This is a genomic window from Nocardia acididurans (assembly GCF_016741815.1).
In the GTDB taxonomy this organism is placed as follows: domain Bacteria; phylum Actinomycetota; class Actinomycetes; order Mycobacteriales; family Mycobacteriaceae; genus Nocardia; species Nocardia acididurans.
Genome location: NZ_JAERRJ010000018.1, coordinates 16,823 through 36,799 on the forward strand (window position 1 = coordinate 16,823; position 19,977 = coordinate 36,799).

Sequence of the window (19,977 nt, forward strand, 5' to 3'; positions counted from 1 at the left end):
GTGGCGGTGCGCGCGACCTGCGCACCGCCACCGCTGTGCCGCATCGGCAGTCAGTACGCGGGTTGCAGCAGTTCGACCCCGCAGCCGGAGTCGTCGAGCAGGATCGCCGACAGGCCCCACGGACGTTGCGTCGGCGGCTGTACGAAGGTCACTCCACGCGCGGCCAGCGCCGTGTAGTCGGCCTGGCAGTCGGTCACGGTGAAGGTGCAGCTGGTGAGAACTCCCTTGGCGATCAGGGATTTCAGCTGTTCGGCCGACTCGGCGTCCATGACCGGCGGGCCGGGAACCATGAGGGTGACCTGTACGTCGGGTTGGTTCGGTGCGCCGACGGTGACCCAGCGCACGCCCTCGCCGAAAGGCACGTCGACACGTGCGTCCAGGCCGAGGGTGTCGGTGTAGAATTTCTTGGCCGAGTCCTGGTCCAGGACCCAGGCGATGGCGGTGTTCAATCCGGTGATCATGATGTCCTCCCTTGCTTCGTGAATTCGGTTGGTGTCACTTCTTTTTCGGCTTGAGCTTCTTGGGCGGCAGCTCGGCTGTGACCTCGAAGGCCCAGTCCAGCCAGTCGTCGAGCACCGGGTCGTCGAGGGTTTCCTCGTCCAGCAGCACCCAGCCGTTCTGCGGCTTGCCTCGGAACAGCAGTTGCCGTGCTCCCGGGCGGGCGAGCGCGTCGTCCATTCCGTCGGGTCCGACGCGAACCATGAGCCCCTCGTCGTACAGGTTGGCCAGCGCGTTGTCCTGCCACAGGAAGGTCAGGCCCGCGAACATCTTCTTCGCGGTCACCCCGCGCGGAGCCAGCCGTTCGGTGATGCGGTCGGCGAGTACCTCGTCGTATGCCATAGCGCCCTCGCTTTCTGTGCCGATGACTGTTCGTGCCGTTCGTGAAGTGCCGAAATCAACGGTAGAAGCCTTTTAGGACAGAAGATGTCACCAAAGCCTGGGATGCTGTGAAAATGACCCACGACCTGCCTGCACGCATGCTGCGACTGCTGTCACTGCTGCAAACCCGGCGTTTCTGGGGCGGGAACGAGCTGGCCGAACGCCTTGAAGTCACCCTACGCACCGTGCGCCGCGACATCGAACGACTCCGCGAGATGGGATATCCCGTCGAGGCCACCACCGGCCACGCCGGCGGATATCGTCTGGCTTCCGGCACCGATATGCCGCCGCTGCTGCTCGACGACGACGAAGCGGTCGCCCTCGCGGTGGCCCTGCACACCGCCTCGAGTGGTGTCGTCGGGATGGAGGAGACCGCGTTGCGTGCGCTGGCGAAACTGGAGCAGATCCTGCCCGCCCGCCTGCGGCACCGGGTCACCGCGGTCGGCGCCGCGACCGTCCCCATGGGGCCGCTGCCTTGGAATCCGGTGCCGCGCGCCGATCCGACCGTGCTGGCAACGTTGGCCGCGGCCTGCCGCGACCACGAGATCGTCGGTTTCGACTACCGCACTCGCGATGGTGCGACCGACCGGCGGCGCATCGAGCCGTATGCTCTGGTGTTCGTCACCGGCCGCTGGTATCTGCTCGGCCATGACACCCGTCTCGCCGACTGGCGGGTCTACCGCGCCGACCGCGTCAGCGACCTCACGCCCACCGGCCATCGCGCGCCCTCGCGCGAGCTGCCCGCCGACGACCCGGCAGCATACGTCGCCGCCCGCCTGGCCACCGGTCCCGCCCGCTACCGGGCCGAGGTCACCGTTCCCCTCGATGCCGCCACCGCCGCCGCCCGCGCCTTCGCGCTGCCCGCGCGCGTGCACCCCGTCGATGACCACACCAGCCGCCTGGACCTGTCGTCGGATAGCCCGCGCGACCTCGCCGCCCAACTCCTGGGCCTTGCCCCGGAGGCGACCGTCACCGGAACCGCCGAACTCGCACCGCATCTCGAACAGCTCGGCCGCTTCCTGCTCGAGGCCGCGCGCTCGCTCGCTGCATCGGACGAACAGCCCCCGGGCCAACCGGCGCGATTCGGGTGATGCGGCAGTGCGGTGCCGAAACATCATGCGGGACAGGTCTTTCACCGCGTTCTGGGGTTGAGGCAGATGGGGGTGCCCTCCGGGTCGAGGACGATGGTCCAGGGCTGGTGACCCTGCCAGTCGGGATTCGCGCCCGGCTGGTACTCAGGCACGGTCGCTCCCAACTCGACCGCGCGGGCGGTCGCGGCGGCGACATCGTCGACGCTGAGGTCGAAGTGGACGCGCTTGGGGTGGTCGGGATCGTCCGGCCAGCGGGGCGGGGTGTGCGCGGTGACCGCGCCGAAACACAGGGTGGTGTGGCCGTCGCCGACCAGCGCGTAGTCGGCGCTGCTTTCGTAGATCTGCCAGCCCAGCAGGTTGCTGTAGAAGGCGGCCAGTGTCGGCGGGTGTGCGGAGTCGATGGTGGCACAGGTGAATTCGATGGCCATGAAAGGTTCCCGTTCTGGTCTGCGTGCGATGCCGACGGAGGTGTTCGTGAGGAATTCCTCGCGCAAGGCTCGCTCCTTGTCGTCGCGAAATTGTTCCGGCTCGAATGTCGTTGTGGATCAGTGGCGTTCGAGCAGGCCGAGGGTGTTGCCGCTGGGATCGGTGAAGAAGGCGTACGCGCCGCCGGAGGGAAGGGAAACCTCGGATTGGAAGGTGCTGCCGCCGTTCCGGCCGATCGTCGCCAGCGTGGCGGCGATGTCGGGGGTTTGCAGCAGGACCACCGGCTGACCGACGCGGTAGAGCTTCTCGGCGGGTCCGGCCGCCGGGTCGTCCGCGCGGGCGATGCCGATATCGGGTCCGGCGCCGCTGGTGAGGATCGGATAGCCCGGCGATTCTTCCTTCAGGCGCAGTCCGAACAGCTGCTCGTAGAACGCGCGTGTCGCGGGCACGTCAGGAGTCGAAATGGCGACCAGCGTCGCGGGTTCGGGGGTGGACGCGGTCGGCGGCATCGGGGCGGTCCCGGCCGGTTCGGTCAGCCCGATCGTATTGCCGACCGGGTCGGTGATCATCGCGAACGTGCCGCCGACCTCGATGGGCGTCTGCGGCTGTGTCACCTTGCCGCCCAGGGCTTCCGCTCGCCGCAGCGTCGCCGGGATATCCCAGACGCCGAAGAAGACGATGTATTTGCCGATCCGGTACAGCGGTTCGAGCGGTCCCGCCTCGGGATTGCCGAGCATGGCGATGCCGATATCGGGTCCCGCCCCGGCGGCCATGATCGGATAGTTGGGGTAGTCGGCTTTCAGCGTCCAGCCGAAGGAGTGCTCGTAGAAACCGCGATCGCGGGGGATGTCGGCGGAGGTGATGTCGATCAGACTCACCTGCGCCGGAGTCGTTCCAGCAGGACTCGACGGCATATCCCGGCGCGTGGGCAGTGCCAGGAGGAGTGCCGCGGCCAGCACCGCCGCCGCCAGGACGGCCGCGGATCGAGCCGACCAGCGAAATATCGAGCGATTCATGACAATCCTCCTGGCACCGGGACCCGCGTCGGGGTCAGCTCAGCGGCTGGATCTGGTTGACGCCGATGACGTATCCGTTGAGGTCCTTGAAATACAGGACGCGGCCGAAGTCGAACTTCTCGTCCTTGACGATCTCGACCCGTCCGATGATCGAGTCGATGAAGGCGGCCGCATTGTCGAGGTTGAGATAGAACCAGCCCGACATCGTGCCGATCAGGGTGTCGGCCTTGGCGGGAAGGAACGCGTACGCTTCGCCCGCACCCATGACTTGAGCGAAGGCTTCGCCGTCCTTGACCAGCAGATGCAGATCGTCGGGGGCGATGTCGCGGACGACATCGAAGCCACGCTCGGCGTACCAGTCCAGCGTGGCGGCGGCATCGGGAACGATCATCAGCGGGCTGACGCGGCGCATTTCCATGGTGTTCTCCTTGATCGAGGGTGAATCAGATGACTTTCAGGCCGAATTGGCGGCCCAGAGCGAATTCGATCGCCATGTGCAGGTAGCACTCGAGCTCCAGGGCGCGGGCATTGGCCAGGGCTCCGAGGTCGAGAATGTCGTTCCAGCCGTATTCGTTGAGTAGTTCGGCCGCAACGGTTTTGGCGCAGGGGTGATCGCCCGCGAGGAACATGGTGTGGTCGGCGTCGCCGATCGACTTCGGGTCGACCACCACATCCTGATGCTGGGTGACGAAGGTCTTGACCACCCGGGTGCCGGGCAGGGCGCGCTGGATCCGTTCGCCCAGACTGTCGGTGATCGCCGGATCCATCGCCGGCATGACACCCCACGGGACATGCCAGGGAAGGTCCGGCTCGGGCTCGTGGACGAACGGGACCGCGTAGTCGATCAACACCGTGCCGGTCAGCTCTGCTCGGACGTTCACGAGCGCGTCGACGGCGTGGCTTCCTTCGATGCCGTTGATGACGACATCCGCTGCCGCGGCGGCCTTTTCGAAGGACACCGGGGTGGCCTGTGGATAGCCGACCAACCAATCCCGGTATGGCGGTGCGCCGGTGCGATCCGGTCCGGATCGGGCCAGGGTGGCGACCGGATCACGCGTCCCGACCGTCACCCGGTGGCCCAGTTCGAGTAGCCGCGCGATGTGGGCACGGGCCCCCGCGCCGGTACCGAGGACGGCGACTTTCATCAGACTGCCTGCTGGATGAGGAACCAGTCGTTGCCCCACGGGTCCTGGAATGCGCCGACTCGGATCGGGCCGACGGTGCGCGGCGGCGCGATCACCTTGCCGCCGTTGGCTTCCACCTCGGCGGCGGTGGCATCGATATCGTCGGTGTCCAGGAACGGTACCGGCTTGTTGACCTGCCAGATCGATGTGAAATCGGTCGGCGATTCGGGATTGCCCTCCCACATGATGCCCACCTCCGCGCCGCCGTCTCCGGTACCGAAGACCGGGTAGCCGGGCAGGTCGATATTGACCGACCAGCCGAAGGTCTTGGCGTAGAAGCGGCGCGCCTGCTCATGGGCCGCGTGCGGCACCGTGATGTCCACCAGTGAGCACTTGTTCGGCTTCTTGCTCATCTCCTCAACCTCCTAGTTGGGAACCGGGCGAGAGCTCACGAGTGATGTTTGCTGAACGATTGCCAATTTACAGTACATTCGTACAAGTACGCAAGTACAAATATGTGCGCCGTGGAGAATTCGCCTGGTGGGGCGGGGGTTCGGCTCGTTCCGCCTAGTTCGGCAGGTCCGGATTCGGGGTGATGATGCGGCGCAGGATGGAGACGATCTCCGCGCGGGTCAGCGGCGTGCTGCGGGCGACGCCCTGCAGGCTGATCCCGCTCATGGCGGCGGCCGCCGCGGCAGCGGTGTCCGCATCGACGTAATGCCGCAGGGTGTCGTAGCTGATGTTGGTGTAGCGGTCCGCGAGCGGGCGTAGCGCTGGGCGGCGCAGAGCAGCGAGGTACAGCTCGGATTCCAGGACGTACTGGTCGTGTTCATCGTCGAAGCTGTGCAGCAGTGAATCGGTGAGAGCCCCGACGAGTTCCGCGGGGGTCAGGACCGGATGTGCGGCGTGCCAGCTCGCCAGATAGTCGGCGAACCGGTCGACCGCTCGTTCCAATGCCGCCGCGATCAGATCGTCCTTGGTGGCGAAGTGGTAGGTCGTTGCACCGAGCGGCATTCCGGCCTCGGCCGCGACCGCGCGATGCGTGAGTCCCTCGATTCCCTTGGCTGCGATGACCCGCTCGGTGGCCGCGGCCAGCGATTCGACGCGGGCTGCGGGATCGCGCCGCCGCCGCGCAGGTTTGTCGGCCATCTGGGCTCCTGTCGGTGAGTACTCACGGCACAGTACAGTACGGATGTACAAATACTCGGGAGGGTTGTCGGCGCTGATACTCGGATGATTTCGTCGCATCGACGGTGCCCCCACTTGATTTGTGCATGCGGACAAGTGGTCACGCCATTTTCCTGGGGAAACAGTCTCGATGACCGAACACATCGAGTTCTCGACCAATCCGGTCGCCTCGGCGCTACTTTCTGGGTCGGCTGGTGTCAGAAGGTGGCGTCGTGGAAGACAACTGGTTTCCGTTGCCTCGAGCCGAGGCGTGTGTGGCCCTTGCCGCTCGCAAAGGCTGGGACTTATCGGATATTCCGGGCGCGATCGGAACGCCGTCCAGCGAGGCGTCCGGTGTTCGTCTGACCGCTTTGCTGATCCGCCGGCTGTGGCAGCTGACCGGCGACGAAATGTTCGGCCTCGGGTCGCATCCGGTGCCGCGCGGCGCATTTCAGGTGCTGTGCCTGGCCGTGAGTTCGGCTCCCGACCTGGGTACCACCCTGGAGCGTTTCGCTGACGCCGCGACGGTCTTCCCGGGCTTGCCTCGATTCTCGCTGCACGTGGGCCGGCAGGAGACCCGGTGGGCGGCGGACGTCCGGCTGATCGACGACGCCGAGCATCTCGTCGCTGATGCCTCCGTGGTCTTCACCCACCGGCTTCTCGGCTGGTTGACCGGTTGCCCGCTGCCGGTACGCCGGGTCGAACTCTGCTATCCGAAGCCCCACGACGTCACGGCACTCGAGCGAAACCTTCCGGCGCCCATCGCCTTCGATTGCGAGTCCGCGGCGCTGATCATCGACAGCGGCCTGCTCGGCACTCCGATCGTGCAGAGCGAACACGAGCTCGGCACGTTCCTGAGCACGGCCCCCTCCGGATTCCTGGCTCCACCCGAGCATCTCGCGTCGCTCCGCGAGCAGGTCCGCTGCCTGCTCGACGCCGAGCGCGGCGGCCAATGGAAGACAGTCGAGGCGATCGCCCGACACCTGAACATGAGCTCGGCGACGCTGCGCCGGAAGCTGCGCGCCGAACACACGACGGTGTCCGAACTACGCGACGAAGTCCTGCGTACGGCTGCCATGAATGGCCTGAGCCAGGGCCGGGAGACCATCGCGGAACTCGCGGCGCGGCTCGGGTTTTCGGAACCCAGCGCCTTCACTCGGGCCTTTCGCCGTTGGACCGGCCTTACCCCTCACAACTACCGAACGGCCTTCCGTCAAACGACTGAGAAAGCGACCGTGGCCTGAGCATCCCCCGGCGCCGGCTCGAGCACTCCGTCAACGAACCCGATCCGTGCGTGTGGTCGGCTCAGATGCGAGCTCCACCGCGACCCGCGCGATCTCAGCGGGTCGGCTCGTGCCTGTAGTTCTTGGGCCAGCCAACGGTCCGGATTATCGGGATGTTGTGGGAATCGTAGTGCCATTTTGAGTGCCATTTTGCGGCCCGAACGGTGGGAATCGAAGGGTTTCAGTCGGATCAGGCGGGACGCGTTGGGACGGTGAAATGCCAGGTCGGAATAGGCAGAACCCCCAAGATCGCCCGGTCAGCGGATGATCTTGGGTGTTCTACGAGATGATGAAAAGGGATTAGCCGTGTGATGCTGGGATGACGTTGCGGCAGCGCCGGAGCATGGCATTTTCGCGGTGGTGCCACTGTTCCTCACCGGGGATGGCCCGGGTGGCAAAGGAATCTACGTACGGCATCGTCGACACTGCCTTCCTCGGCATCGACACCGCCGTTCCCGGCACTCTCGCTGCCGATGACGGCGCAGTCGAATTCGGTGACGACACCGAAGGGCTCGATATCCTCGACGAGATCGCGCGCCGGGTACATCTCACCGACGGTCGTGTCATGGCGGTGCGCGGAGAAGAGATTCTCGGTGGTGGTTCGGCCGGCGCGATTCTGCGGTATCCGATGTAGTCCCACGCCGTTGTCCGGATGACGACAGCGATTCGTGAGCCGCCGTCGAAGTTTGGACGACGCCGGGGAACTCAACTCTGTCCCCAGCTATAGATCCAGGAACTTCCCCGCGTCGCGGCGATGACTTTAACGGTGGCCGTCCGGCGGCCGCCACTGAATTAATTCCGCTGGCGGCCGGCTGCCTGTGGTTCGACGTGGAGCGTGGTCATCGTCAGTGCGCAGAGTGTCCAGGCCAGGACGAGTCCGGAGGCGTTGATCAGGAACAGGGTCCAGCTGTGGGCGGGCTGGATCACGAGGTCGTAGGCGAAGACCGTGCCGCTGGCGCGGATGGCCCGATCCCCTGTGGGCCGTGGTCACCGTAGCCACCGCCGCAATCCTGCTCGGCGCGGGGTGTCACGGAAGACCGCGGCGAACCACACGGTCACGAGCAGCAGGAAGCTGCCCACGAGGAAGCCGACTACGGGGATTCCGGCAACGGAGAAGGACAGGATCTTGCGCATGACGCGCCCCTTGGTTCGGACGAGTGCGACACCGGTGAGTCCACGATAGCTCGCCGAAGCTCGAGGGGCCGCAACCACTTTCGGCGCGCTCAGCGGATGAGGTTTTCGGAGCGGAGCCAGTCGTAGGCGACGTCGGCGGGGTCGCGGCCGTCGATGTCCACGCGGCCGTTGAGGTCCTGCATCAGCCGATCGGTGAGGCGTTCGGAGATGGTGGCCAGCAGGGGGCGGAGCTGGGGGTGCTCGTCGATGACGGGGGCGCGGACCACGGCGGCGCCGCTGTACGGGAGGAAGAACGCCTTGTCGTCGGTGAGGACCTTCAGGTCGAGGTTCTTCACTCGGCCGTCGGTGGTGTAGACCATGCCGAAGTTGCAGGGGGAGCTCTTGGCCGTGGCGGGGTAGACGACGCCGGCGTCCATGCGGGTGACGTTGCCGGACGGGACGCCGCTCGGATCGTTGTAGGCGATGCCGTATTTCGTCAGCATGGGGATGAAACCGTCCGAGCGGCTGAAGAATTCGTCGTCCACACAGAATGTGCGGTCGGCGACCGGGAGGGCGGCTACATCGGAGAGGGAATTCACCCGCAGGCGTTGGGCTGTGGGGGTGGAGGCCGCGAAAGCGTAGGTGTCGTTGAAGTTGGCAGGCGGAAGCCATTCCAGGTTGTAGTCGCGTTTTTCGATGTCGTGGACGCGCTGCCACAGTTCCCGCGGGTCGGTGATGGTCTCGGTTTCGTTGTGGTAGTTGACCCAGCCGGTGCCGGTGTACTCCCAGAGGATGTCGGCGTCACCGTTGAGCTGGGCTTGGCGGGAGGAGGCCGAGCCGGGTGCGCCGGTGAGGTCGGTGACGGTGGCTCCGGCGGCGGCCAGATAGGTGGCGGTGATCTTGCCGAGGAGGACGCCCTCGGTGAAACTCTTCGAGGTGACGACGAGTTTCGCGCCGTCGAGGGGTTTGTCGCCGCCGGGCAGGGTCGCGTCGTGGAAGGTGCCGGAGGAGCTCACCAGGCCGCAGCCGGTGAGTAGCGAAACCACCAGCAGCGCAATCGATCCGGCGCGCAGCGGCTTCATGAGACACCTCGCGGGGTGGCGGCCAGTTCGACCACCCGGCCGAGCCAGTCGACGACCAGCGCGAGCAGGCCGACCAGAATCGCGCCGGAGATGAGCAGTCTGGGGAGGAACAGGGTGACGCCGGTGGTGATCAGGGTGCCCAGGCTGGTCGCGCCGATGAAGGTGCTCAGGGTCGCGGTGCCGACGAGGATCACCAGCGCGGTGCGCACGCCGTTGAGGATGACCGGTACGGCCAGCGGCAGCTCGACCTGGACGAGGGTGCGGGTGGCGGAGTAGCCGATGCCGCGGGAGGCTTCGATGGTGCGCTGATCCACCTGGCGCAGGCCGATGATCGTGTTCTGCAGGATGGGCAGGATCGCGTACACCACGAGACCGGTGACGGCGGTGCGGAATCCGGTGCCGAGCCAGAAGGTGAACAGCACCAGCAGGCCGACCGCGGGGGCGGCCTGGCCGATATTGGCGATATTGACGGCGAGGGGTTCGAAGCGTTTCAGCGCCGGGCGGGTCAGCGCGACGCCCAGCGGTATCGCGACGACCACCACGATGAGCGTGGCCACCACGGTCAGTTCGATGTGCGCGAGGATCGTGGTGCGCAGCGTGGCCCAGCCCAGGGCGGCCTGCTCGGTGGAGGTGAAGGTGGTGGACCGGTACCACAGCAGGTAGCCGATGCCGATCACGAGAATGATGATCGGCTCGAACCAGACATCGATCGGCAGGCGGCGCAGCCGATTCACGACGGTCCCGCCGATTCGGACTCCTGGTCTGCCACTTCCACTGAATCATGCTGATCGGCAAGGGATCCCGGCTCATCGGCGGCGGCGACCACCGGTGTCGGCGCGGGATCTGTTCCGTCGACATAGGTTTCGTAGGACAGGTCCTCGTCCTCGGGATGCCCCTCGGCGAGTTTGGCGCGGATCAATTCGGTGACCGCCACGATGCTCAGCGACCCGACGACCGCGCCCCGGCCATCGGTCACCAGGGTGGCTCCCTGACTGGTGGCGAGCATGGCGTCGAGGGCGTCGTTGAGGGTCGACGAGCGTGCCACCACGGGCAGCCGTCGATCCAGGAAGTCCGAAACCTCGGGTTTGCTGGCCACTTCCGCGAGCGTGGGCCACGAGCGCGGCCGTCCGGCCCGGTCGACCACCACGATCCAGTCGTGCCCCGCGGCCCGCGCGCGGGCGATCACCTCCCCCGACGGTTCACCGATCCGCGCGGTGATCACCGGGTCGTATTCCACATCGCGGACGCGCGAGACGGTCAGATAGGCCAGTTTCGCGCCGGAGCCGACGAATTCCTCCACGAACGGCGTGGCCGGATCGGTGAGGATCTCCTCCGGTGTCGCGTACTGCTCGATATGCCCGCCCTCGGACAGGATCAGCACCTTGTCCCCGAGTTTGGTGGCCTCCTCGAAGTCGTGCGTCACGATCACGATGGTCTTGCCGAGTTCGTGCTGGATGGCGATCAGACTGTCCTGCAGGCGAACTCGCGTGATCGGGTCGACGGCGCCGAACGGTTCGTCCATGAGCAGCACGGGCGGGTCGGCGGCCAGTGCCCGCGCCACGCCGACGCGCTGCTGCTGCCCGCCGGACATATCCTTGGGCAGCCGGTCGGCGAAGGTGGCGGGGTCGAGCCCGACCAGATCGAGCAGATATTCGGTGCGTTCGGTGATCCGCTTGCGGTCCCAGCCGAGGACGCGCGGGATGGCGCCGATGTTCTTGGCCACCGACCAGTGTGGGAACAGGCCACCTGATTGGATGACATAGCCGATCGACTGCCGCAGCCTGTCGGGATCCTCCTTGGTGACATCACGTCCGTCGATGAGGATCCGGCCCTCGCTCGGCTCGATCAGCCGGTTGATCATTTTGAGGGTGGTGGTCTTCCCGCACCCGGAGGGGCCGACGAATGCGACGATATGCCCGGCCTCGATCTCCAGGTCCAGCCGTTCGACGGCCGGTTTGTCCTGTCCCCGATAGTGTTTGACGACTCCGTCCAGCGTGATGGACGCGCCGGTCACCGTGCGCTGCTCCGGTATGGCCGGGCCGGTCACCTCGGTCATGCGAGTCCCTTCGCGATGGTGAGACGTCCGAGAAGGACGAGGAGCGCGTCGAACACCAACGCGATGGCGATGATGAGAATGGTTCCGGTCAGCGCCATTTCGAGGGCGTTCGCGCCGCCGAGCCGGGACAGGCCGTTGAAGATGAGCGATCCGAGGCCGGGGCCGAGCACGTAGGCGACGATGGCGGCCACGCCGACCACCATCTGCGTGGACACCCGGATGCCGGTGAGGATCACCGGCCAGGCCATGGGCAGTTCGACGGTCAGCAGAATGCGCCATCGCGAGAATCCGATGCCGCGCGCGGATTCGATGACCGACTCCGGCACCGACCGCAGACCCACGATGGCGTTGCCGATCACCGGCAGGGTCGCGAAGAACGCCAGCATGAGGAACGACGGCACCACCCCGAGCCCGAACGGGACCAGCAGCAGCGCCAGCAGTGCCAGTGAGGGAATGGTCAGCGCCACCCGGCTCGAGGTCAGCGTGAGCGCCGACAGCAGCGGCAGCCGATAGACCGCGACCGCGATGAGCACCGCGATGATCGTGCCGACCAGGACGGTCTGAAAGGCCAGGGACGCATGCTGATAGGTGAGGAATGCCAGCACCTCGCCCCGCCCCCGGATATAGCTCCACAACTGCACGGGATTCCCCTTGTCGGTCGAAGACCGGGTCGGTTCCTGTCTGCGTGAGCCCTTCGACAGTAACGGAGAGTGCGGTCGGCTCCGGGCTGGCGCGCGGTGGAGGGTCCACCGTTGTGCTCTGACGGAACCATGCCGCCAACAGCATGAATACCTTTGCGGTCAGCCGGATCGAATCCCGGCCCGGTGATTCGCCGCCGGAATCACCGCTGCCGTCCGGTGAGATTCAGCGCGGTCGCGATCCGGGTGGCCAGGCCCGCGCCGCGCATCAGCCAGGTGAAGGAGCCGCTCGCGGGGGCGGGGAGCAGCCCGGCCGTTTGGACGGCGTCGAGGAGGTCGTAGAGGGTTTCGCCCTCGTACATGAGGTGGTCGGCGTTGAAGTGGTAGCGGTCGACCGCCGTGCATTGGACGAACGCGCCGTTGCCGGGAATGGCCGCGGCGGTGTCGTCGTAGGGGTGCAGTTTCAGCGGGCCGGTCAGGTGGCCGCTGCCGTAGTAGCGGACGACCATGCGGACTTCGCCGTCGGGCGCGATGTCGAGGTAGGACTGGCCGGGGATGGGGTCGTAGCGCCAGTCGGGGATGGCGTCGAAGAAGGCGAAGTTGTAGGCGACGAACGCGTCGAGGCCGATCATGGTGGCGCCGAGGGTGGTGACATCCTTGTAGCGGAGGTCGGCGGTGTAGAGCTCGTGGTTGCGGGTCATGTCGCGGGATTGCCAGCTCCACCAGTACTTCTTGGCCCAGTCCAGGGTCCAGGCGATGTCGAAACCGTGCTCGGCGTAGAAGGCGATCTTCTCGTCGTATTCGGCGAACCAGGTGGTGGTTATGGCGGTCAGCGCCTGTTCGTCGAGGACTTCGACGGGTTCCGCGCGATTGGTCAGGATTCGGGGGATCGGTTGTGCCAGGCGGGATTTGCCGAGTGCTTCGTGGAATTGCCGGTCGGTGAACATGACACCTCCATCGGGAAGCAGTTGCTTTATGAAGCAGATGCTTCCTGATATTGTCGGCGGGTGTCAAGGAGCTATGGGGGCCGCAGTTCGGATGATCGTGTGGGGGAGCGCCGGATGCGGCTCGTCGATGCGGGCATCGCGATCACCGGGACGGAAGGTGTTGCGGGCCTGGGCATGCGGGCCGTATGCCGGGAGGCGGGGCTGAGTCAGAAGTTCTTCTACGAGAGCTTCACCGATATCGACGAGCTGCTGCACGCGGTCTACGCCGCGACACTGGCGCGATTGGAAGAGGAGATCGGGCCCGCTGTCTCCGCGCGCGACCTGCCCGGGGTGTTCGACGCCGCCGCGCGGTTGATGGAGGCGGACCCGCGGGTCTGCCGGATCCTGCTGATCGAACCGGTCGCCGATGCGCGGCTGCGCCGCCACGTGCGCGACACCATCCCCGCGATCACCATTGCCGCCCTGGGGGACCTGGCGGCCGGGTCGCCTGCGGATCCAGCGGTCAGGATGCGGTTCTCCGCGCTGTTCGGTGCGCTGATCTCGCTGTTCGTGGAGTGGACCGAGGGCAGCCTGGGCAGTGACCGCGCCGCCTTCGTCCGCCATGTCTGCGGTGTCGCAACGCAACTCGTCCCGCAGCTCGGTGTGCGGCCGCGGTGACGGCTAGAGGAAGCGGCCGAGTTCGGGGGCTGCCTCCACCGGGTGTTTGGCTTCGATGCCCTGGTTGATCTCGCGGAATTCCCACACGCCGCCGGGCCGGAACAGGCCGCCCATGACGAAGCCGGTGCCGGAGACGGCGGCGATGTCGTAGCGGGCCAGTTCGGTGGTGGTGGCGCTGTTGGCGATGCGGCAGAAGGCGTTCTCCACCCGGGCGAGGTTCTGGCCGGTGTAGCAGGTGACCACGAAGAGGACGGCCGTCACGTAGGACTCGATGCGGGTGAGGTCCACGGTGATGATCTCGTCGTCGCCGGGGCCCTCGCCGGTGAGATTGTCGCCGTGCAGGCGTACCGCGCTGTCGGTGGAGAGCATCTGCTCGTGGTAGACGACATCGGTGAGGCCGGTGTCGGCGTAGATCATGGCCGCGACGTTCAGGTCGATGTCGGAGTGTTTGCCCCAGAGTTTGCGGCGGGCCGGATCCCAGCCCAGACCCACTCGGAGATAGACGATTTCGGTGCCCTGCTCATCACGGAGCGGAAATGTCATGAGCGTCCTGCCTTAGTACTGCTCGACTCGTCAGCGATCACCGGTGGGTGCGGGTTGCTCGTCGAGACGCGCGTGCAGCCGGTCCCGGACCTGGTCCGGGGTGTAGGCCCGCCGTTTGCGTTCCGATCGCACGATGACCACTCCGGTTGCCGCGACACCCGCGGCTCCTGCCAAGCCGAGTACCTTCCACCAGCGCATAGGCATAGGCTAGTCGCTGTGCCCAGCGAAGCGCCCTCGAGTGTCGGTTTGGATGAAGCGGTGGAGCTCGCGCGGACGGGCGACTTATGGCTGTTCCGTGGACATTCCGGGGCCGACCGGGCCATCCGGGGGCTGACGAACAGCCCGGTCAACCACGTCGGCATGGCGGTCGTCATCGACGATCTGCCCGCGCTGATCTGGCATGCCGAGCTCGGCAAGGCGCTGCCCGACATCTGGTCGGGCAATCATCATCGCGGCGCCCAGCTGCATGACCTGCGCGCCGCGGTGACGCGCTGGTCCGAGGTGTACGAGCAGCGGGCGTGGCTGCGGCAGCTGGATCGGCCGGTCACCCGTGCGATGGAGGACGCCGCGTTGCGCACGGTGGCGCGCCTGGACGGCATGCCCTTTCCGTCCACCAGCGCACTGGCCGGGCGCTGGCTGCGCGGCCGGGTGCCCTTCCCGAAACGCGCGAAAGAGCCTGCCGCCGATGCCGGTCTGGAGAACGCCTACTGCGCGGAGATCGTCGCCATGACCTATCAGGCCATGGGTCTGCTGCCCGCCAAGCGCCCGAATTGGTATGACCCGGGCCGATTCTGGAGCGGCGACAAGCTGGAATTGGCCGTCGGCTATCACCTCGGCGGCGAGATCGCGGTCACCATGCCCGCACCGCCCGGCTAGCCGAGCGCCTCACCACCACCGGGTGATCGCCCCCAGCTGCCTGCCCAATTCCGGTGCGAGCGTGCGGATATAGCTCGCGGTGAGATGATGCTCGTCGCGATAGATGAGCACATTGCCCTCGGCGACCTGGCACCGGTCCGGCCGGCACACCGCGTCGGACAGATCGATCGGGAAGATATTCGGATAGGCGGCCGCCGGCGCCGTGGCGGGGTCGACCGGATCCAGCGCGACCGGCCGATCGATGCCGCAGCTGTGGATGGTGGTGCCGCGGGTGGCCAGACAGTCGACGGCGCTGTAGAAGATGCCGTCGCGCCGCAGCCGGGGCGTATCGCGCAGCGCCAGTACCGCGAGGCCGCGATCGTCGAGAGCCGTCCACACGTCCAGGAATTCGGGCGGCACCTCGTCACCGTCGCTGTACGGGCGAAAGCGCGTGGAGATGGTGAACACCCAGTCGGGCCGCTCCGCCGCCAGCCGATCGAGCACCTCGAGCGACCATTCGCGGCACTCGGGGAACGGCGTCTCCGAGTAGGAGGGCTGATCGGACAGGGTCAGCGGGCAGCTCTCCTTGAGATAGGTGACGATGCGAAAGCTGTTGGCGCGCCCGAGTATTTCGAGCGCGGGAATCCACTGCTCGGAATGCGAACCGCCCACCACGGCGATGGTGCGGGTCGCGCCGGCCTCGCCGTAGACGCAGCTGCGCACCTCCCGGTCGGGCGTGATGCAGCCGTCCAGGGTGGGCGGCGGCGCATCGGCGAAACCTTGGGATACCGCGGGCCGCAACGGTTCCGGCGGCACCTCGAGCTTGTCGGTGAGCACACTCGCGCCGGGATACCGGTTGATCTCCAGCGGCGGGGCCGGACGCGGCGGATCCGCCACCGCACGCAGCTGCCAGGCCGATCCGGCGAACAGCACGGTGACGCCCAGCGCGGCGACCGCGACGCCGAGCCCGCGACGCACCCAGACCGGGGCGCCGGTGGCGTCCCGCCGCCGCAGCGGGTTCTCCAGCAGCCGCGTCGTCGCCGTCGCGAGCGCCAGCGAGACGACGATCACCACCAGCCCGTCGGCGAATCCCGCACGGGCCCGGCCGGTTTCGGCCAGATAGAAGATGAGGACGGGCCAGTGCCACAGATACAGCGGATAGGCGATGGCCCCGAGCTCGGTGCACACCCGCGAGGCGAGCACCCGATTCGCCCACGGTCGCGCCCGCGCCGACAGCCCGAGGCCGGACACGATGAGCAGGACGGCGGCCGCCACCGGGAAAACCGCTGCCGGACCCGGGAATTCGGCCGCACCGTCGAAGAGCACGCCGCACGACAGCACCATGGCCAGGCCGAGCGCCGCCGCGAATCCGCGCAGCAGCGCGGGGATTTCGACGCGATGCGCGACCACCGCCAGCGCCGCCCCGGCCAGCAGCTCCCACAGGCGCGCCCCGGTGTCGTAGTAGGTCCAGGCCTGATGCTGCGCCGCGCCGATGCTCGCGTAGCGGAACGAGACGGCCCCGAGGCCGACCAGCACGAGCAGCAGCACCCCGCGGGCGCGCGGCAACCGGGTGCGCAGCCGGGCCCAGGCGGCGGCGATCACCAGGATCAGCAGATAGAACTGCCCCTGTACCGCCATCGACCACAGATGCTGCAGCGGACTGATGGAGGGATCCGGTGCGGCGTAATCCATTTCGGCCGCCGCCAGATACCAGTTCTGGAGGTACAGCCCGGAGGCCAGCAGCTGCCCGCTGATGTAATCCCACTGGGTGTACGGCCGCAGCGCCACCGTGGCCACCGCGGCCGCGCCGAGCACCAGCGTCAGCGCGGGCAGCAGGCGGCGTCCGGTGCGGCGCAGCGTCCACCCGATCAGCGGGCCGCCGGTGTCGCTGCGCCGCAGCAACATTCCCGTGAAGAAGAACCCCGACAGCACCAGGAAGATGTCGACGCCGCCGGAAACCCGGCCCATCCACACATGAAAGGCCACCACCAGGGCGATGGCCACGCCCCGCAAACCGTCGAGGTCATCGCGGTGCGCGTGCCCACTCGCCAACGGGGCCACCGTATTCGGCGCGGGCACTCCGTGCGTGCTCGGCGCGGTGACACCATGGGTGTTCGGCGCGGGCACTCCGTGCGTGTTCGGCGTGGTGGCACCGTGTGCGTTCGACGCGACGGCACTGTGTGCGTTCGGTCCGACGGCACTCTGGGCGTTCGGTGTGGTGGCACTGTGCGCGTTCGATCCGACGGCACCGTGCGCGGCGGCGGGACCGCCGGTCATCGGCCGGCGGTATGGACGAGCGCGCACCCTGAAACTCCCATGACGACTGCCCCGCTCCGGACCCCGAAACGGTGTTGCCGACCCGACTTCCGGCACGCCGCCCTCGAGAATGCACGAGCGACGGTGCCGGAAGCAAACTGGGAGTGACTCGGCGACGAACCTCCGTATCGGGGGGACGCTCCGCGCCGAATCGCGTCGCTGCTACAGGATTTCGACGTACCCCTCACCGCCGTTCACCCGGATGCGCTGCCCGTCGCGGATCAGCCTGGTGGCGTGCTCCACGCCGACGACGGCGGGGAGGCCGTATTCGCGGGCGATCACCGCGCCGTGGGTCATCACTCCGCCGACCTCGGTCACCAGCCCCTTGATCGCCACGAACAGCGGCGTCCAGCTGGGATCGGTGTAGGCGGTGACGAGAATGTCGCCGGGTTCGAGATCGGCCTGCGCGATATCGGCGAGGACGCGGGCGCGGCCCTCGATGGTCCCGGCGGAGACCGCCATACCGGGCAGTGCGCCCGCCGGGAGATCCGCCCGCCGATAGGTTCCGCTCAGGGCCTGGCCGTCGGAGGTGAGAACCCGTGGCGCGGTGAGGGTCCGGTAGAAGCGGAATGCGGCCCGGCGCTCGTCGATCAGCCCGGCATTCGCGTGCTGCCGGCCGACCACCTCCTGGATTTCGTCGAAGGTGAGGTAGTAGATGTCCTCGGGTTCGCGGAGCACCCCGGCCCGCGTCAGCCGTTCGGCCTCCCGCAGCAGCGCCTGCTTGTACAGGAAGTAGCGGCTCACCATGCGGTACTTCGGATACTCCCGATAGCCGGAGAAGGTGCGCACGCGGTCGATCATGCGCGCGGTCTCCTCCGCCTTCCGCTCGCCGTCGGGCAGTGTGCGCAGGCGTTGCAGCAGAAGGTCTTTCGTCTGTTCGGCGGTGCGCAGGCCGTCGTCGAAGAGTCGCCGCGCCGCACCGGGTGCGAAGTTGTCGATATTGCCGAGGATCGTCGGCAGCAGCGTCTCGGGGGCTTCGCTCCAGCGCGGCCTGGTGATGTCGATCTCGCCCGCGCAGCGCATGCTGTACCGGTCCAGGAAATCCGCGAGGGCGGCACGCGCCTGGACGCCCCCTGGATATGCGGGGAGCTCGTTCATGAAACCCGCGCCGCTGTGCTCGATCCGGCGCAGGTAGGCCACCACCTCCGGATACGGGCGCAGGGCGTCGGCGACGTCCAGCAGCGCCAGGCCCATCTCCGAGGTGACATTGCCGGGGACGGATTGGGTGAGCGCGTCGGCGGCGTTCTTCTCGCCCAGCCATTCCCGGAGCCGATCGCCCAGCCAGAACGAGGCGTCCATCGCGGCGGTGATCACCTGTAAACCCGTCGGCGTGAACAGAACTCGCCGCAACTCCTGGACATCGTCGCGAATGAAATCGAGCAGCGCCGGCCCGGACAGGTCCGCGATGTCCTTCGCCAGAGTGGCGAGGGAGGCTTCGCTGTCCGCGATCAGCTCGGCGACCAGGGCGGGGTCGGTGTCGATGGTCGCGGGTACGGTGCCGGGCACGGCGGCCGGTGTCGCGCCGGAATCCTGCTGCGGCACTTGGCGAACGAACCCGCGCTCGAGCACCGTCCGCAGCGCGTCCCCGATCAGCGGATCGGATTTGCCGAGCGCCTCGACGAGGGCGGCGCCGGTGGCCGGCGCCGACAGCATCGCGGTGACGTCGACGAACAACCGCCCGCCCGCGTCCCGCATGGGCCCCCGGCTGGTGAGCTGCCACATCGAAATCCCCAGGGGTTTCATGGCATCGGTCATCATCTGTTGATGGCCGACCGAGACGTACACGCGGTGGGCGTCGTCCGCCGCGGCGGGAATCGGGAACAGCGTGGTCAGTGGCCTGCTCTGCACGATGCGGACCGCGTCGCCGTCGAGGCACCACTCGATGTCCTGCGGGCTGCCGAAATGCGCTTCGATGCGGCGGCCCAACCGCGTGAGCCGCAGCACCTCGGCATCGGAGAGCACCCGCGCACCGGCGCTCTCCCGGCTGATCTCGTCGCCGCGCACCCGATAGACGTCGGTGTTCACCTGCCCGGACACGAGCGCCTCGCCGAGACCGAAACCGGCGTCGATGGAGGTGACCGTCCGGTCGGAGGTGAGCGGGTCGGCGGTGACCAGGACGCCCGAGGCGCGCGCCGCGACCATCCGCTGCACCACCACCGCCATGCGAATCTCCCGCTGGCCGAACCCGTTTCGCAGACGGTAGGTGACCGCGCGCTCGGTGAACAGGGAACCCCAGCAGCGGCGGACCTGCTCGAGGATCGCCGCCGCGCCCACCACGTTCAGGTACGAGTCCTGCTGGCCCGCGAAGGACGCGGTGGGCAGATCCTCGGCCGTCGCACTGGACCGGACCGCGTAGGCGTCCGCCGCGCCGAGCCGGGCGTGCGCGGCGCGGATCTCGGCGGCCACCTCCTCGGGAATCGGGAGTTCCTCGATCGCCCGCCGGATCGCCGCGCTGCGCACCCGGATCGCCGCCTGGTCCTCGGGCTCGACCCGTGCCAGGTCGTCGAGCCCGGCCTCGACCGCGGGCGCACCGGCCACGGTCCGCGCGAAAGCCTCGGTCGTGACGCAGAAGCCGTCGGGCACGTCGACACCGTCGACCCCGAACAGCTCGCCCAGGTTCGCGCCCTTGCCGCCGACGATCGCCACCTGGGTCCGGTCGATCTCCCCGAACTCGCGCACATACCGCATTCCGCTACTCCTCACCTGGTGGTTTCGCTGATCCGGGAGCGATTATGGACCACTGTTCGCGCCCTCATGAGGACCCGGAAACGCGTATACAGTGGA

The 19,977-nt window shown here is 67.5% G+C and carries 23 protein-coding genes; 5 read left to right on the plus strand and 18 right to left on the minus strand.

The features are described from left to right. Nucleotides 1-50 precede the first annotated feature (50 nt). Both JK358_RS34930 and JK358_RS34935 read right to left on the minus strand, forming a co-directional pair. Nucleotides 51-461: a VOC family protein gene (locus JK358_RS34930; RefSeq protein WP_201956645.1), complete on the minus strand. Its 411-nt coding sequence runs from the start codon at nucleotides 459-461 to the stop codon at nucleotides 51-53. A gap of 34 nt (nucleotides 462-495) precedes the next feature. Beyond that, nucleotides 496-840: a TfoX/Sxy family protein gene (locus JK358_RS34935; RefSeq protein ID WP_201956673.1), complete on the minus strand. Its 345-nt coding sequence runs from the start codon at nucleotides 838-840 to the stop codon at nucleotides 496-498. A 113-nt stretch (nucleotides 841-953) separates the two neighbouring features. Between JK358_RS34935 and JK358_RS34940 the strand changes: the two genes are divergently transcribed. Beyond that, nucleotides 954-1,970 carry a helix-turn-helix transcriptional regulator gene (locus JK358_RS34940; RefSeq protein ID WP_201956676.1) on the plus strand — a complete coding sequence of 339 codons (1,017 nt, stop codon included), beginning with the start codon at nucleotides 954-956 and terminating at the stop codon, nucleotides 1,968-1,970. A 41-nt stretch (nucleotides 1,971-2,011) separates the two neighbouring features. On the opposite strand, the gene JK358_RS34945 is transcribed toward JK358_RS34940, so the two are convergent. From JK358_RS34945 to JK358_RS34970, 6 genes are all read right to left on the minus strand, one after another. Continuing rightward, a complete protein-coding gene (locus JK358_RS34945; protein WP_201956678.1) occupies nucleotides 2,012-2,464 on the minus strand; it encodes a VOC family protein in 453 nt (150 codons plus the stop codon). 51 nt (nucleotides 2,465-2,515) lie between these two features. Then, entirely contained in the window at nucleotides 2,516-3,412 is an 897-nt protein-coding gene (locus JK358_RS34950; protein ID WP_201956681.1) for a VOC family protein, read from the minus strand. Nucleotides 3,413-3,446: 34 nt separating this feature from the next. Then, nucleotides 3,447-3,830 carry a VOC family protein gene (locus JK358_RS34955; RefSeq protein WP_201956685.1) on the minus strand — a complete coding sequence of 128 codons (384 nt, stop codon included), beginning with the start codon at nucleotides 3,828-3,830 and terminating at the stop codon, nucleotides 3,447-3,449. A 25-nt stretch (nucleotides 3,831-3,855) separates the two neighbouring features. After that, nucleotides 3,856-4,557: an NADPH-dependent F420 reductase gene (locus JK358_RS34960; protein ID WP_201956688.1), complete on the minus strand. Its 702-nt coding sequence runs from the start codon at nucleotides 4,555-4,557 to the stop codon at nucleotides 3,856-3,858. Next, a complete protein-coding gene (locus tag JK358_RS34965) occupies nucleotides 4,557-4,949 on the minus strand; it encodes a VOC family protein (protein WP_201956701.1) in 393 nt (130 codons plus the stop codon). The genes JK358_RS34960 and JK358_RS34965 overlap by 1 nt, the downstream gene beginning before the upstream one ends. Nucleotides 4,950-5,103: 154 nt before the next feature. Beyond that, nucleotides 5,104-5,685 carry a TetR/AcrR family transcriptional regulator gene (locus JK358_RS34970; RefSeq protein WP_201956703.1) on the minus strand — a complete coding sequence of 194 codons (582 nt, stop codon included), beginning with the start codon at nucleotides 5,683-5,685 and terminating at the stop codon, nucleotides 5,104-5,106. A 251-nt stretch (nucleotides 5,686-5,936) separates the two neighbouring features. On the opposite strand from JK358_RS34970, the gene JK358_RS34975 reads away from it, so the two are divergent. Next, a complete protein-coding gene (locus tag JK358_RS34975; RefSeq protein WP_201956717.1) occupies nucleotides 5,937-6,947 on the plus strand; it encodes a helix-turn-helix domain-containing protein in 1,011 nt (336 codons plus the stop codon). 430 nt (nucleotides 6,948-7,377) lie between these two features. Continuing rightward, the gene (locus JK358_RS34980; protein WP_201956720.1) at nucleotides 7,378-7,620 is read left to right on the plus strand and encodes a hypothetical protein; all 243 of its coding nucleotides are present in this window, start codon (nucleotides 7,378-7,380) and stop codon (nucleotides 7,618-7,620) included. Nucleotides 7,621-7,973: 353 nt separating this feature from the next. Here the strand turns inward: JK358_RS34980 and JK358_RS34985 are convergent, their stop codons facing one another. From JK358_RS34985 to JK358_RS35010, 6 genes are all read right to left on the minus strand, one after another. After that, a complete protein-coding gene (locus tag JK358_RS34985; RefSeq protein WP_201956723.1) occupies nucleotides 7,974-8,120 on the minus strand; it encodes a hypothetical protein in 147 nt (48 codons plus the stop codon). An 89-nt stretch (nucleotides 8,121-8,209) separates the two neighbouring features. Further along, a complete protein-coding gene (locus JK358_RS34990) occupies nucleotides 8,210-9,181 on the minus strand; it encodes a glycine betaine ABC transporter substrate-binding protein (RefSeq protein WP_201956726.1) in 972 nt (323 codons plus the stop codon). Next, on the minus strand, nucleotides 9,178-9,915 hold the full coding sequence (locus JK358_RS34995; protein ID WP_201956728.1) for an ABC transporter permease: 738 nt from the start codon (nucleotides 9,913-9,915) through the stop codon (nucleotides 9,178-9,180). The genes JK358_RS34990 and JK358_RS34995 overlap by 4 nt, the downstream gene beginning before the upstream one ends. After that, nucleotides 9,912-11,237 (minus strand): ATP-binding cassette domain-containing protein, encoded by a 1,326-nt coding sequence (locus tag JK358_RS35000; RefSeq protein ID WP_201956741.1) that lies wholly within the window; start codon nucleotides 11,235-11,237, stop codon nucleotides 9,912-9,914. The genes JK358_RS34995 and JK358_RS35000 overlap by 4 nt, the downstream gene beginning before the upstream one ends. Continuing rightward, the gene (locus JK358_RS35005) at nucleotides 11,234-11,878 is read right to left on the minus strand and encodes an ABC transporter permease (RefSeq protein ID WP_201956745.1); all 645 of its coding nucleotides are present in this window, start codon (nucleotides 11,876-11,878) and stop codon (nucleotides 11,234-11,236) included. The genes JK358_RS35000 and JK358_RS35005 overlap by 4 nt, the downstream gene beginning before the upstream one ends. A gap of 200 nt (nucleotides 11,879-12,078) precedes the next feature. After that, on the minus strand, nucleotides 12,079-12,822 hold the full coding sequence (locus tag JK358_RS35010; protein WP_201956748.1) for a nuclear transport factor 2 family protein: 744 nt from the start codon (nucleotides 12,820-12,822) through the stop codon (nucleotides 12,079-12,081). Between the two features lie 114 nt (nucleotides 12,823-12,936). Between JK358_RS35010 and JK358_RS35015 the strand changes: the two genes are divergently transcribed. Then, nucleotides 12,937-13,479, plus strand: coding sequence for a TetR/AcrR family transcriptional regulator (locus JK358_RS35015; protein ID WP_201956752.1), 543 nt, complete (start codon nucleotides 12,937-12,939; stop codon nucleotides 13,477-13,479). A 3-nt stretch (nucleotides 13,480-13,482) separates the two neighbouring features. On the opposite strand, the gene JK358_RS35020 is transcribed toward JK358_RS35015, so the two are convergent. Together JK358_RS35020 and JK358_RS35025 are read right to left on the minus strand one after the other, a co-directional pair. Beyond that, nucleotides 13,483-14,022, minus strand: coding sequence for a TerD family protein (locus JK358_RS35020; protein ID WP_201956754.1), 540 nt, complete (start codon nucleotides 14,020-14,022; stop codon nucleotides 13,483-13,485). Nucleotides 14,023-14,052: 30 nt separating this feature from the next. Next, nucleotides 14,053-14,220: a hypothetical protein gene (locus JK358_RS35025; RefSeq protein WP_201956756.1), complete on the minus strand. Its 168-nt coding sequence runs from the start codon at nucleotides 14,218-14,220 to the stop codon at nucleotides 14,053-14,055. An 18-nt stretch (nucleotides 14,221-14,238) separates the two neighbouring features. Between JK358_RS35025 and JK358_RS35030 the strand changes: the two genes are divergently transcribed. Then, complete coding sequence (locus JK358_RS35030; RefSeq protein WP_201956760.1) at nucleotides 14,239-14,898, plus strand: hypothetical protein; 660 nt, start codon at nucleotides 14,239-14,241, stop codon at nucleotides 14,896-14,898. A 9-nt stretch (nucleotides 14,899-14,907) separates the two neighbouring features. On the opposite strand, the gene JK358_RS35035 is transcribed toward JK358_RS35030, so the two are convergent. Together JK358_RS35035 and rph are read right to left on the minus strand one after the other, a co-directional pair. Next, nucleotides 14,908-17,154, minus strand: a complete 2,247-nt coding sequence (locus JK358_RS35035; RefSeq protein ID WP_201956764.1) for an acyltransferase family protein — start codon at nucleotides 17,152-17,154, stop codon at nucleotides 14,908-14,910. Nucleotides 17,155-17,355: 201 nt separating this feature from the next. Beyond that, nucleotides 17,356-19,881, minus strand: coding sequence for a rifamycin-inactivating phosphotransferase (rph, locus tag JK358_RS35040; RefSeq protein WP_201956778.1), 2,526 nt, complete (start codon nucleotides 19,879-19,881; stop codon nucleotides 17,356-17,358). Nucleotides 19,882-19,977: the final 96 nt, after the last annotated feature.